This is a genomic window from Bacillus sp. SD075, from assembly GCF_017355165.1.
GTDB lineage: Bacteria > Bacillota > Bacilli > Bacillales > DSM-1321 > Peribacillus.
Map to the genome: position 1 here is coordinate 1 of NZ_JADILK010000053.1, position 12,565 is coordinate 12,565.

Annotated in this window: 17 protein-coding genes and 1 riboswitch; of the genes, 5 read left to right on the forward strand and 12 right to left on the reverse strand. The window is 39.3% G+C overall.

The features are described from left to right. Nucleotides 1-43: 43 nt before the first annotated feature. A riboswitch (SAM riboswitch) is annotated at nucleotides 44-131 on the reverse strand. Nucleotides 132-355: 224 nt separating this feature from the next. Genes IOC57_RS22210 through IOC57_RS22225 form a run of 4 tightly spaced genes read right to left on the reverse strand, consistent with a single transcriptional unit; the run spans nucleotide 356 to nucleotide 3,542 of the window. Next, nucleotides 356-964, reverse strand: coding sequence for a flavin reductase family protein (locus IOC57_RS22210; RefSeq protein ID WP_207440736.1), 609 nt, complete (start codon nucleotides 962-964; stop codon nucleotides 356-358). A 14-nt stretch (nucleotides 965-978) separates the two neighbouring features. Beyond that, nucleotides 979-1,593 (reverse strand): alpha/beta hydrolase, encoded by a 615-nt coding sequence (locus IOC57_RS22215; protein WP_207440737.1) that lies wholly within the window; start codon nucleotides 1,591-1,593, stop codon nucleotides 979-981. Further along, on the reverse strand, nucleotides 1,593-2,540 hold the full coding sequence (locus IOC57_RS22220; protein ID WP_207440738.1) for a ring-cleaving dioxygenase: 948 nt from the start codon (nucleotides 2,538-2,540) through the stop codon (nucleotides 1,593-1,595). The genes IOC57_RS22215 and IOC57_RS22220 overlap by 1 nt, the downstream gene beginning before the upstream one ends. A gap of 24 nt (nucleotides 2,541-2,564) precedes the next feature. Then, the gene (locus IOC57_RS22225; protein WP_207440739.1) at nucleotides 2,565-3,542 is read right to left on the reverse strand and encodes a ring-cleaving dioxygenase; all 978 of its coding nucleotides are present in this window, start codon (nucleotides 3,540-3,542) and stop codon (nucleotides 2,565-2,567) included. 243 nt (nucleotides 3,543-3,785) lie between these two features. Here IOC57_RS22225 and IOC57_RS22230 point away from each other — a divergent pair, with 243 nt between their 5' ends. Further along, nucleotides 3,786-4,385: a nitroreductase family protein gene (locus IOC57_RS22230; RefSeq protein ID WP_207440740.1), complete on the forward strand. Its 600-nt coding sequence runs from the start codon at nucleotides 3,786-3,788 to the stop codon at nucleotides 4,383-4,385. A gap of 182 nt (nucleotides 4,386-4,567) precedes the next feature. Here IOC57_RS22230 and IOC57_RS22235 read toward each other — a convergent pair whose 3' ends face one another. From IOC57_RS22235 to IOC57_RS22245, 3 genes are read right to left on the reverse strand one after another with little or no spacing between them, the layout of a single operon-like run. Then, complete coding sequence (locus tag IOC57_RS22235; protein WP_286185113.1) at nucleotides 4,568-5,620, reverse strand: alpha/beta fold hydrolase; 1,053 nt, start codon at nucleotides 5,618-5,620, stop codon at nucleotides 4,568-4,570. Further along, entirely contained in the window at nucleotides 5,613-6,116 is a 504-nt protein-coding gene (locus IOC57_RS22240; RefSeq protein WP_207440741.1) for a hypothetical protein, read from the reverse strand. The genes IOC57_RS22235 and IOC57_RS22240 overlap by 8 nt, the downstream gene beginning before the upstream one ends. Nucleotides 6,117-6,143: 27 nt before the next feature. Then, complete coding sequence (locus tag IOC57_RS22245; protein ID WP_207440742.1) at nucleotides 6,144-6,923, reverse strand: SDR family oxidoreductase; 780 nt, start codon at nucleotides 6,921-6,923, stop codon at nucleotides 6,144-6,146. A gap of 288 nt (nucleotides 6,924-7,211) precedes the next feature. Between IOC57_RS22245 and IOC57_RS22250 the strand changes: the two genes are divergently transcribed. Continuing rightward, entirely contained in the window at nucleotides 7,212-7,661 is a 450-nt protein-coding gene (locus IOC57_RS22250) for an OsmC family protein (RefSeq protein WP_207440743.1), read from the forward strand. Nucleotides 7,662-7,712: 51 nt separating this feature from the next. Here IOC57_RS22250 and IOC57_RS22255 read toward each other — a convergent pair whose 3' ends face one another. Then, nucleotides 7,713-7,964 carry a YkuS family protein gene (locus IOC57_RS22255; protein ID WP_207440744.1) on the reverse strand — a complete coding sequence of 84 codons (252 nt, stop codon included), beginning with the start codon at nucleotides 7,962-7,964 and terminating at the stop codon, nucleotides 7,713-7,715. Nucleotides 7,965-8,062: 98 nt separating this feature from the next. Between IOC57_RS22255 and IOC57_RS22260 the strand changes: the two genes are divergently transcribed. Next, nucleotides 8,063-8,197 (forward strand): YuzL family protein, encoded by a 135-nt coding sequence (locus tag IOC57_RS22260; RefSeq protein ID WP_095392115.1) that lies wholly within the window; start codon nucleotides 8,063-8,065, stop codon nucleotides 8,195-8,197. 115 nt (nucleotides 8,198-8,312) lie between these two features. Here the strand turns inward: IOC57_RS22260 and IOC57_RS22265 are convergent, their stop codons facing one another. Further along, a complete protein-coding gene (locus IOC57_RS22265; protein WP_207440745.1) occupies nucleotides 8,313-8,507 on the reverse strand; it encodes a hypothetical protein in 195 nt (64 codons plus the stop codon). A gap of 48 nt (nucleotides 8,508-8,555) precedes the next feature. On the opposite strand from IOC57_RS22265, the gene IOC57_RS22270 reads away from it, so the two are divergent. Next, complete coding sequence (locus tag IOC57_RS22270; protein ID WP_396020876.1) at nucleotides 8,556-8,747, forward strand: hypothetical protein; 192 nt, start codon at nucleotides 8,556-8,558, stop codon at nucleotides 8,745-8,747. 323 nt (nucleotides 8,748-9,070) lie between these two features. On the opposite strand, the gene IOC57_RS22275 is transcribed toward IOC57_RS22270, so the two are convergent. The 3 genes from IOC57_RS22275 to IOC57_RS22285 form a co-directional block, all read right to left on the reverse strand. After that, nucleotides 9,071-10,009, reverse strand: coding sequence for a magnesium transporter CorA family protein (locus IOC57_RS22275; RefSeq protein ID WP_207440747.1), 939 nt, complete (start codon nucleotides 10,007-10,009; stop codon nucleotides 9,071-9,073). A 320-nt stretch (nucleotides 10,010-10,329) separates the two neighbouring features. Continuing rightward, nucleotides 10,330-10,599 carry a hypothetical protein gene (locus IOC57_RS22280; RefSeq protein WP_286185114.1) on the reverse strand — a complete coding sequence of 90 codons (270 nt, stop codon included), beginning with the start codon at nucleotides 10,597-10,599 and terminating at the stop codon, nucleotides 10,330-10,332. A gap of 64 nt (nucleotides 10,600-10,663) precedes the next feature. Then, a complete protein-coding gene (locus IOC57_RS22285) occupies nucleotides 10,664-11,743 on the reverse strand; it encodes a nitric oxide synthase oxygenase (RefSeq protein WP_207440749.1) in 1,080 nt (359 codons plus the stop codon). A gap of 259 nt (nucleotides 11,744-12,002) precedes the next feature. On the opposite strand from IOC57_RS22285, the gene catR reads away from it, so the two are divergent. Continuing rightward, complete coding sequence (gene catR, locus IOC57_RS22290) at nucleotides 12,003-12,326, forward strand: catDE operon transcriptional regulator CatR (RefSeq protein ID WP_048678030.1); 324 nt, start codon at nucleotides 12,003-12,005, stop codon at nucleotides 12,324-12,326. Nucleotides 12,327-12,565 lie beyond the last annotated feature (239 nt).

The window sequence follows — 12,565 nt, forward strand, 5'->3', positions numbered from 1 at the left end:
CGCACTCTAAAAAAGAGTGCGTTACTACAAACAAACACGTACGTCCTTATCTATCAAGATTTCGCACAGTGTCTTTTAGACCTGTTGCTGAGGTTTCATAGGGCCATTCCCTCCACCTTTCTCGATAAGAAATTATTTTTTTATAACTTTATCAATCTATGAAAAATCTTGTTTCGTTTGTAAAGACTTTCTTTAAAATTCTAACAATCATGCTACCTTCGGCATTGAAATGATGATTGCTAGCTTTTGGAACAGTCGCCACCGTATTAAAATGGCAGATAAAACGAACCGGCATGATTTTGTTAAAAAAATGACGACATCTTCAAAAATGACACGATTTTTTCTTTCTTCTCCCTTAAGGACGTTCAATTTCAAATAATTCACCTAGTTTTGTATAAGTATGACCCGCTAATCTTGCAACAGGTTGTAGCCCATCCTGGTCAATTCGTCCATTATGGTAAATATCCTGCTCTATATGATAGCAGACTATTTTCCCAATCAATAAATCACAACCAGGTTTATTCTTGGAACCTGCCAATGGTATCGCATGCTCTAATGTACATTCAAAGCGTACCTTCGCTTCTTGCAATCCAGGTACGGATACCTTATCACTAACAGCCGGAGTGAAATTAGTTAGACCCAATTCACTTTCGTCAGATGGGAGTTCTTTAGCCGTTCGATTTGCATCAGCAACATTATTTTCATCAGTGATGTGAACAACGAATTCACCTGTTTGAATTGCATTTCGGGCTGTGTCCTTAGAAACTCCTTCTTTCCGTTGAACGGAAATGGAAATCATCGGAGGGTTGGAACTGACTATGTTGAAAAAGCTGAACGGCGCTATATTGAATGTACCAGTTTCGGATTGTGTCGTAACCAGGGCTATAGGTCTTGGTATAATGCTTCCAGTCAAAAACTTATAATTTTCCCGTTCAGTCAGACTTTCAGGATTAACTGAAATCATCTTCATTCCCTCTTTCATTCTTGTATAAAGTTCTTATGAAACCATGAACCTGCTGCCTCGACCTCTGAACGTGTTAACTGATGACCGTAATTTTCCCAGTAAACATCCACTCTAGCACCAGCTTGCAGTAATAGTTGATTAAGATCATCAGTTTCTTCTGCCGGGCAAATCGGATCGTTTTTACCTGCAGCAATAAATACAGGTATATCCGATAGGGGCGGCAAAGCAATCCCGCGTCTTGGCACCATTGGATGATGTAGAATCGCTCCCTGTAGTGCCCCTTCGAAATGGAACATCAAACTTGCGGCAATATTTGCTCCATTAGAATAACCTAATGCTACCACTTTGTCACGATCGAAGCCATATTGGCCGGAAGCATATTCCAAGAAGTCATAAAGCTCCTTCGTACGGAAGATCAAATCTTCTTCATCAAAAACCCCTTCGGCCAAACGGCGGAAATAACGGGGCATTCCGTTTTCAAGTACATTTCCCCGTACGCTCAGTACGGATGAACCCGGTGAAACCATTTCCGATAATGGCAAGAGATCAGTTTCCGTTCCTCCAGTGCCATGTAAAAGCAAAAGTAACGGAGCTTCTGGATTACTTCCTTGTTGAAAAATATGTTTCATCATTTATCCTCCTCTAGTACTCTCGGCACGGCCGGCAGTAACGTTTTCTCCATAATTCCCCTTTTTTCTTCCAACCATGGCGGCAGCATTAATTTACTACCCATCGCTTCCTCCGTTTCATCATGAGCAAAGCCAGGTGGGTCTGTGGCAACTTCAAAAAGTATGCCTCCATCTTCCCGAAAATAAATGGCATCGAAGTATTGACGGTCCTTAAAGGGTGACACACCATAGCCATGGTTTGCGATATGCTCCCTCCATTCTTGATGATCTTCATTATCGATTGCACGCCATGCAAGATGATGGACAGTTCCCACTCCAATTTTCCCATTTGGCAAAATCTTTTTGTTAACATCTATCAAATTTCCGACGTCCGATGTGGATTTGAAGCGGATGTAATCGCCCTCTTCCCCAATCTTTTGCAGGCCCATTACTTCCTCTAGTAGCTCCATCGTTTTTGTTGGGTTTGACGTCAATAATACAGCACCGCCGAACCCCTTGACCGCCTTATCAGCTGGTACACCCCCGAATGACCACTCGCTATTTTTTCCTTCTTTACGCTCAACCAGCTCAAGTTGCAAACCATGTGGGTCTTGAAATTCAAGATATTCCTCACCGAAACGTGAAACCTTTTCATAGTTTATGTTGAATATATCCAAACGCTTTTCCCAGAAGCCCATTGACCCTTCCGGAACGGCATATGTTGTAATCCCCACTTGTCCAGAACCAATTGTCCCCTGGTATGCTCCTGGCCAAGGAAAGAAAGTGATGATAGAGCCCGGTGAACCTGATTCATCTCCGAAATATAAATGATAGGTGCCTGGATCATCAAAATTAACGGTTTTTTTCACCATACGCATTCCCAGTACTCCAGCATAAAAATCCACATTCTCTTGAGGATTGCCTACAATTGCGGTTATATGATGTATTCCAGCATTTTGCTTTTGCAAGCCGATTACTTCCTTTCCCATTAATTAATTTGTTGATTTTGTATTCAGTGGTTTTAAATTCGATTCAATTTCCTTTCTTTTCGATTCTAAAAAAGGTGGCAGGGCAAGGTTCTCACCTAAGTGCTGCTCTGCTTCATCCACTGCAAAACCAGGTCCATCGGTGGCTAATTCAAATAATATGCCATTCGGCTCCCTAAAATAGAGTGAACGAAAATAAAAGCGGTCCACATATCCCGAGTTCACGAATTTCGATTCACCAATTTTCTCTATCCATTTTCTCAATTCAGCTTCATTATCCACCCGGAAGGCAACATGATGTACTCCCCCCCTCCCCAATCTTTCCCGAGGTATATCATTCCTTTCTTCAATATGGAGTTCCGCCCCTGTTCCTCCCTCACCCGTCTCGTAAACGACAATCGGTTTTTGCCCTCTAATGGAGGATGGGTATGTGCCTAATTTCCTGAATCCCAATACCTCGCTAAGAACACTTTCCGTTTGCTCAATATTAGGTACAGTAAGTTTTACTGGTCCTAATCCAAGGATGAAAAACTCTTGCTGTACCGGGCTTCCATCCCACGGTAATCCTCCTTGAACGCCGTTATTATCCTGATCGGAAACCAGAAGGAGCCTCTGCCCTTCAGGATCTTTAAAAGAAAGAACCTTCCTTTCAAAACGGCTCGTTATTTCATCATGTTCAACATTGAATTCAACAAGCCGTTCTTTCCAATATCCTAGCGCTTCATCATCTCTCACCCTTAAAGAAATTTCTGAAATACTATTGTTTCCCTCATGAGTGCGGGCAGCATTGGGAATTTCAAAAAACGTCAATTCCGTACCCGGTGAACCTATTTGATCACCATAAAATAAGTGATACACACGAACATCATCTTGATTCACCGTCTTTTTGATTAATCGCATCCCTAAGACTTTTGTGTAGAATTCAAAATTTTTTCCCGCTTTAGCTGTAATCGCCGAAACATGATGTAATCCTTTTAATTCCATCCATACCACTCCTATCTTTATAAATCTCCCTCTACGGTGATGAATTAATCCGGAATTAATATCTCGAATTAAAAGTATTTAACTTAGAATAATACTTTGAATGTGAATATCTTGATTTAAAGATAAATGACAGTGATATATTTGTCAACCATTTTCATTCAATTAATTTCACCCGTATTCACTTATCATAAAATAATAAAATCAGGTCAAAATAAAGCGATATAAAGAATGGAGGTGTGATATGTGGGTAAAGATTTTTTTAGCGCAATTGAAGATAGACGCTCTTATTATTCCCTTAGCAAAGAATGTGTTGTCCCTAATAAAAGAATTAAAGAAGTTATCGATCATGCCGTTCAATATTCCCCTTCCGCTTTCAACTCCCAAAGTGCAAGAGTGATTGTTTTAACTGGTCAAAGCCACGACCAATTATGGGATATCATGAAAAAAACATTAAGAAAAGCAGTCGGTGACAAAGGTTTTGAAAAAACTGAAGAAAAAATGAAGTCATTTATAAATGGTTATGGTACGGTTTTATTCTTTGAAGACCAGGCAATAATAAATAGGCTTCAAGAACAATTCAAAATGTTTGCCGAAAATTTTCCGAATTGGTCGAACCAATCGTCTGCCATTTTACAATTTGTCGTATGGACTTCCTTGGAAATTGAGGGTTTTGGTGCAAGTCTTCAGCATTATAATCCTTTAATCGATGACGAAGTGAGAAAGACTTGGGATATATCACGCGATTGGAAACTCATCGCACAGATGCCTTTTGGAAAACCCACTGCAGAACCTGGCGATAAAGACTTCTCACCACTGGAAGAACGAGTGAAATATTATCAATAATAAAAGGAGGGCTGGTTCTACATACCAAGCCAGCCCTTTCATTTATTTCACTTTAGTAATCCGGAAATGATCCAAAAAATTTTGAAAATATCAATGACGCAAAGCCTATATATTCTACAACCGGCATGATTCTGATATCGTCACTGGGGTACAACACATACATTTTACATCCCCCTAATAACCTATTGAATTGGTGAAGAACGCCCTGGTAGCCATTCCTTCAAATAATATGGGAGTACACCGGAATATTGTTTAGCAGCATGTCCACTTTTCAGAAGGCTATATGTCTTATCCTTACATGTTAGATGCTTCATTACCGGATAAATCATTTCCTGAGGGACCAACCGATCATACTCACTCGCTATTACCAAAACACTAGCATCAATTTTCGATAGCTTCGCTTTTTTTCCCCTTACCTTAAAAGCACCCTTAACCAAGCTATTTTTTATCAAAAACTCTTTGGTTATTTGTTTTGCTGCTGCTCCGGCTAATGGTACATGCCCATTAGCCCAAGCATTGAAGCGACGCCAATTTTGAACGTATTCATCATCATCCGCTTGATTCAATAAAGATAAATAGGGTGATATATAGATAGGAGATGTAATTAACCGGATTCCATATTTTACTGCACTGGCTGGGATCGTTTGATAAATATCAATCGTCTCGTTAAAATCCGCAGTACCTTCCTTTAACGCTTCCTGCCATTGATCAAAATATTCTGAGGTACTGAAATCTACCGGTGTAACGGAGAGGATCAAATTCTTAATTGGCTCTTCTGCAATGGCAGCATATATCGCGGCTATTGTACCGCCGAGACAAAACCCCATTACTGTAATTTCTGATGCTCCAGAGTGGCGTAATGCACGCTGTACTCCTTTTTTAATATAATCGACGATATAATCTTCGATCGATATGTCACCATCTTCAAAGCCCGGACTTCCAAAATCAAGTAAATACACATCAAAACCTTCATTTACAAAAGATTCAATTAAACTATTCCCAGGGGACAGATCAAGAATCAAAGGAGTATTGATTAGTGAATATATAAGAAAAACCGGCACATCATATTTTTTTTGTGCTGACGGATAATACCAAAGCGTTGATTTGTTTTTTTTCCACACCGCTATTTTCGGTGTCAGTCCCATCTCAGGCATTGGCTGATTGGGAATATCCATAAAATGTTGCCATTTCGTTATGGATTCGGATTGATTTTTCGGCACTTTCCGCTTAGACATTTGAATTCCCCTGTTCAAGTGGATCGACCTCAGGTAACTGTGAGCTTAACAATAAGGAGTTATTTATAAAATCCGATATCTTTTTTTTACGCCCATCCATTTCTTTGAAACCCCAACTAGACTTCTTTTTCTTACTGGCCGATGAAAATGCATTGCGTTTATTACGAACTGGAGAATCACCTCGGACGTTCCCTCCCCTATCCTCAACAAGTGTAGAGACCATCTCTTCTAACCTATCAATTTTTTCTTCGAGCTGGATAACTAATTTCGCTACACTCACCACATCTTTTTTTGTTGGGGAATTCATGATGATGGACATTCTTTCTGAGGCTTCCTGCATTCTATTTATTCTTGGAATCTGCATTTGGGCATTGTCGCTTATTGTTTCTATTAACTTACGATTATTGAGCAAATCCTGAATTTTACCATTCAGTTGTTGCTCTTTTTGTGTGCCTAGTAATTTAAGCCCTTTATAAAAATTTGATTTTCCCGCCATATATATCTTCCTTCCTTTCTCTTCCGTTTACACTAATGCCGATATTCCACCGTCAATGATCAAAACATGACCAACCATATAATCAGAAGCCTGTGAGGCTAAAAATACGGCGGCACCCTTTAAATCATCGTCATCGCCAAACCTGCCAGCCGGAGTTTTGCCTAATATGTCATAGTTAGACTTTTCAAGAATTTTCTTTGTGATTTTAGTCGGGAAAAATCCGGGTGCAATTGCATTGACTTGGATGCCATATCTAGCAAGTTTAACTCCTAAATCCTTGGTCATTGTAATGACGGCACCCTTACTGGTGTTATAAGCGATCGTATCCAATAACTCAGGAAATGTCCCGCCAAAACCGGATACCGATGCAATATTTATGATTTTCCCGGAATTTTGCTGCTTCATGATCCTCGCTACAGCCTGTGAAAACAGGAATGTACCTGTAACATTAACATTCAAAACTTTTTCCCACTTATCCTTGGGAAGATCCAAAAGCGGACCTGACCAGGACGTACCGCTATTATTGACCAGAATATCAATCGTGCCGAATTGAGCAACCGTTTCCTGGACGACATGGCCAATGGCACTCTCATCCGTGATATCACATTCAAAGGCAACTGCATTAACACCCATCGATTGCAAGTCTTCACATACTTCCTTACATACAGGAAGATTTCGTGAAGCAATGACTATATTTGCACCAGCCTCCCCCAACGCCATGGCAATCTGTTTGCCCAGCCCTCTTCCGCCGCCGGTAATGATAGCCGTTTTATTAGTCAAATCAAATATATTACTCAATGTAGTCAACTTTTCAGCCCTTCCTTAATGAAGTATTATTTATATAAAACCGTCTATATCATTATAGAAAAGCCTATCCAATATTGTGCTTAAAATAGCCTTATGCCTCTGCCTTTGTTTCATCAACATATATCCTTTATATCAATAATGCCTTTCCGTTCGAATGCACTTCGGCAATTTGGCCTACTGGAAACTAATTTTGCCTAGCGGTAGATTATTTAATCGGCAGGGTGAGCAAAATTGGATACTTAACCTGTTCAATCGTCTACACTATAGAATAGTAAGGAGGTTAAAAAAATGACTATACATCACTTTCATTTAACCGCGGAATGGCAAGGCGGCAGAAATGATATCGGCACGATTCATTCAGGGAATCTTCAAACACAGATAAGTATTCCTACTGAAATGGAGGGACCAGGGATCGGCACTAACCCCGATGAAATGCTGCTTGGAGCGGCATCGACCTGTTATATCATTACCTTTGCTGCCATGTTAGAGAGGGCACATATAGAAAAGGTAAGCTTGACCATGCAATCGGAAGCGTTAGTGGATGTCACGAGTGGTGTATTCACCTACAAGAAAATCATTCACCGCCCTGCACTTATATTAGTACCGGGTACTTCTGAAAAAGTGGTTGAAAAAGCGAGGAAACTTGCTGAAAAAGCTGAAACTTCATGTATGATTTCTAGAGCGATCAAAGGGAATGTAGTGGTGGAATTGATTGCGACAATTTCCATAGCACAGTAAACCCGAACAGAAAAAGTGCCTAACCCTATATCGGTTTAGGCACTTTTTGAACTATTGAATGGCGTTCACTTTATTTTCAACCTCGCGGCACACTTCATCAGCCGTTAAACCATTTGCCTCAATGATAGACGCTTTTAATGAAGTATCGCTTATACCCATCACATTACTTTCCAAACCTGTTACCACACAACAATCCAAGTTTTTTGCGTCAACTTCTTGTTTAATCTCCACTACATCAAAACCTTTTTCACGAAGTGCTTCCTGAATATTCGTTAATGATTCTTCAACACCGATTTTTGACATCAACACACACCTCCTCTACCTTCTAACCTGTCCTTTTCACCTTCAATATATGTATAGGATGTAAAGGAAATAGGGAAAGTAATATCGAGGTGATAAATATGAATGGAAAAAACAAGAAAGATGCTTCACAAACTCGTTTAGGTTCTTCTCAGGTAGAGGGGCAAGGTACCACTACGAAAGAAACCGGGTCCTTCACACAACCCTCTTCTCTTAAAAAGCAAAAGCGTACATGATAAAAGAGAATCCTAAACCACCATGGAATACGCAAAAAAAACGCTTGGTTTAACCGCCAAGCGTTTTCCTCTGCATGATCCTGTGCTGTTTTACTTTGACGATCAGGGACTTCCCTTATATATTTTGCTTTCTGATTTCCCTTTGGATCTTTAGATCATTCAATTGATCTCCAACAATTGTTTGTGAACCCATTTTTGCTTTATCGGCTACATCTGGATTTAAATCGCTTGCCTTTAAATTATTATTGAGAGCTGTTTGCACGTTCCATCTCCTCAGTCCTTTATACTTCCCAAACCGAAGAATATTCATGAATACACCCCATCATTTATTGCAAAGATACTAATGGAGGTGGTTTTATTGGAACCAAACAGACCCGGCAATAAGAATGTACCGGATTTTAAAGAGTTGAACGACCGTATCATCAGAGATGCATCACAGAGTCCCCGTTTAGTGATTAAAACAAATTTGGATGCAAAGAATGTAAAGGATGAGAATCCTTATAACGATCGGATTAACAGTGAAGGATTTGCTGATTTCTTTGAGGAATAAAACAGAGGCTGGAACATAACTAAATAAACCATCCTCATCCATTCAAGCTGTAAGAACAAGTTCGTTCCATTGCCTACAGACACTCGCTTTCCGCGGGGAGGAAGCGGAGCCTCCTCGGCAAGCCTGCGGGGTCTCAGCCTTACCTCTATTTCCCTTAGTAGTCGATTGTCTTCCGCTTCATTACACTAGATTTTTAAAAATAGGATTCAAAAAGCAACAAAATCTATGGAAAAGAACCAATAAAGACCCGTTCTATTAGCCGGAAATTTCGCCTTATAGTTCGGGTTTATCGTTGACTGAAATACTTATGTCCCAGCCTAATCTTAAAAATATTTTTTCTTCCAAAAAATGAATGCCGTCGTGCCCGCCAATGTGATGGCAATCAATAATGTAAATATGAAAGCAAAGCGATTATGTTCAAATGGCAGTTCCACATTCATTCCGTAAAAACTTGCCACCATCGTCGGGAGCGTTAAAATAATGGTCACTGAGGTTAGAAACTTCATGGCATTATTGACATTATTGGAAATGATCGAAGCGAATGCATCCATCATACCGCTAAGGATGGATAGATACACTTCTGCCATTTCGATTGCCTGAGCATTTTCGATGATTACATCCTCAAGTAATTCTTTATCTTCTTCATACATTTTCAAATAATTAAAACGGAGGATCTTATCCAGTACCACGCGATTGGATTTCAATGATGTCGTAAAATAAACCAGGCTTTTTTCCAAAGCAAGGAAAGTATATAATTCTTTATTTTTCATGGACTGATGCAACTCACGTTCGGCTTCATTAGTCATCTTGTTAATCTGTTTCAGGTAACGTAAATAATAGGATGAAATCTCAAATAATAATTGTAGGGCAAACCTCGTTTTCTTATTGGTGAAAAATCCTTTGATCTTATTTTTTTTAAAATTCGCCAATATCGGTGTTTCTTTCAGGGATACCGTAATGAAACAGTCTTTGGTGAAGATCATACCTATGGGGATCGTTTCAAAGATCGGTAAGTTGGCGTCGTCCCTGGTCAAATATGGGAAGTCGACAATTATTAAAACATTATCATCCTCTTTTTCGATTCGAGGCCTTTCCTCATCATCCAGCGGATCTTTCATGAAATTGATCGGTAACTTCAAAGTATTGCATATATAATCTATTTCAGCTTCACTGGGTGCGACAATATTCACCCAGGAACCTTTTGTCATTTCCTCGATATTGTTTAGGTGACGGTTTTCATCCGTCTTATACATTTCAATCATTTCTTGACCTCCTCTTCTATAGAGAAAGCCTTATTTACCTTCTTCGAGCAGATACTCAGGGAGAATAACAGTCTCGACTTCTAGCATCATATTGGCTTCCTCTTGCTTTCTGGGTTCAGGTTCATAAGAACTGCTGCTCACTCGTATCCACTTCCCTTCAATTCTTTAATCTTAATCCTTATTCATTTAAAGCACAATAAAGAATTTAATCCCTTTAATCCCTGTTTTAAATTCGAAATTTTCTGATATCCAACGATTGAAAAAGATAATAAAAACTACCACAAAAAAAGCTTGGGTATCCCCAAGCGAGTCTGATTACTTTATCCATGCTTAACATTATTATAATAGTGAACACCATACATGGCGCCTTCATCTACCATTTTATTGTCGTCATGATCATATGGATCAGGGTGACCTGCCTTTTCAATTACAGGATCCAGCTCTGAAGCCGTCCTCTTCCATAATCCTTCTGTTTTTGCTTTTGCATTGGACCATATGTCCTTGACTTTTCCTCTGTTCGTTTTATTCGATAAAAATGAGACTCCGGCAACTCCGACTCCTAGTAAAACCATGTTTCTTCCTAATGCCATCATTACCTTCCCCCTTATTTATTGGCTTGCTATATATATACCCCATGCCAGTTAAGATAAACCTTTATTTATATGGAGGAATTTGATAAAAAAAATTAGGTTTCATAATTTCATTGTTATATGGCTTATGAAAAACGTGTGTTGTCGCTGGAGACACCGGTGGAATTAACCAGGTCCAGTCCCCCGTTACTTTCCGGTCACAAGAGAGTTCCTTTTCTTCGAATTTCTTGAATTGTTTAGCTGCTGTATGGTGGTCAACAATGCTGACTCCTTGTTTTTTATACGAATGAAGAACTGCTTCATTCAGTTCGATAAGGGCTCGATCTTTCCATAAACTCGAATCACGTTTAATATCCAAGCCCATCCTCTCCCCGATTGCCGGTAACATATTGTAGCGTTCTTCATCAGCAAGGTTCCTAGCACCGATTTCCGTTCCCATGTACCACCCATTAAATGGTGCAGCTGAATAAGTAATACCGCCAATTTCCAGCCTCATACCAGATATGATCGGAACAGCATACCATTTGATCTGAAGATCTTTGAACCATGTCAGTTCAGGGTGGGTGATTTGAACTTCCTTAACGAGGCATTCAGGTATATCATGAAAACTAGGGGTTTTTCCATCCAATTGGACTACAAGGGGCAATATATCGAAAGATCCGAATTTCCCTTCCCATCCTAATGCCATACATTGCTTGGTGAATTCTATTGAACTTGAATCGCCGATTACGCCATGTTCCGTCTCATATCCGGCATACCGAATAAGCTGATGATTCCAAATATCCACTTTTTGATCATGATCTTTCTGTTTAAAGATTGTAATCACAGGTCTGATGCTCCCATTATTCGTAGCATATTCGATATGATCAAAGAGGGCCGATACAATTTCTTCTTCGCTTTGAATCATCCTTTTATCAATCACCCTCAGCGACTCCCAAAAAAAGCGCCCAATGCACCGATTGCTATTACGCCAAGCTAATTTAGCACCATAAACCAATTCTTCATATGTATGTTCATATATGCCCGTTTCATTTATTGCTTTTTTAATTTGTTCGATCCTGCCATTTATGTCCTCTTCCGTTTTCGATAATTCCCGGTAACTTGTCCTGATAAAGGATACGGCCTCTTGCAGTAAATCACTCATCTTTCCCACGGATCCTTCCATTGCAAAACTTAACTTCAATATTAAAATAACATATTTTTCATGGTATCTCTAAAGAACACATTTTTTTAAAGCACATTTTCTTTAAAATGTGACAATTCCGAGGCGGATACTTTTCTGATACTTAAAGTAAGCTCATAAATTTCTTATACTATAACATCTCCAGTAACTAAATAATTATCAGTAAAGTTGTTACATATGAGGTAAATGCATTATACTATATTAATAATGAGGTGATATGATGAATAATACGACACTTTGTCCACGATTTGAAAAAGGAATGCAAATCTTGAGTAAACGCTGGACTGGATTGATTGTCAATCAATTACTTAATGGCCCTCAACGGTTTTGTAATATTGAATCTGCTTTCCCGATAAGCGGCAGGATTCTTTCTGAACGTTTAAAGGACTTGGAAATTGAAGGTATTGTTAAAAGGGACGTATATCCTGAGACACCGGTCAGGATTGAATATTCTTTAACTGAAAAAGGCAAGGCTCTTGCACCGGTAATGAACGAAATTCAAAATTGGGCACAAGAATGGCTCGAACCAATACAGAATCAATGAAATAATTTGAAGAAACAGGGGAAAGCCAGTCCCCTACAAACTGACAGAAAAAAAGTTCCCTTATCTATCTTAGGGGATTTTTTTTTACGAAAGGGGAACGTTCAACAAACGAAACCGTTATCGTAAGTGAGGTTCATTTTATCTTTAACATTGGTTCATTTTTGAAGTCGAACTGAGAATTAAAATTTGCAGTATGGATTTGGATGCAAATTTTAATTCTCAACATGAATGGGTGGATA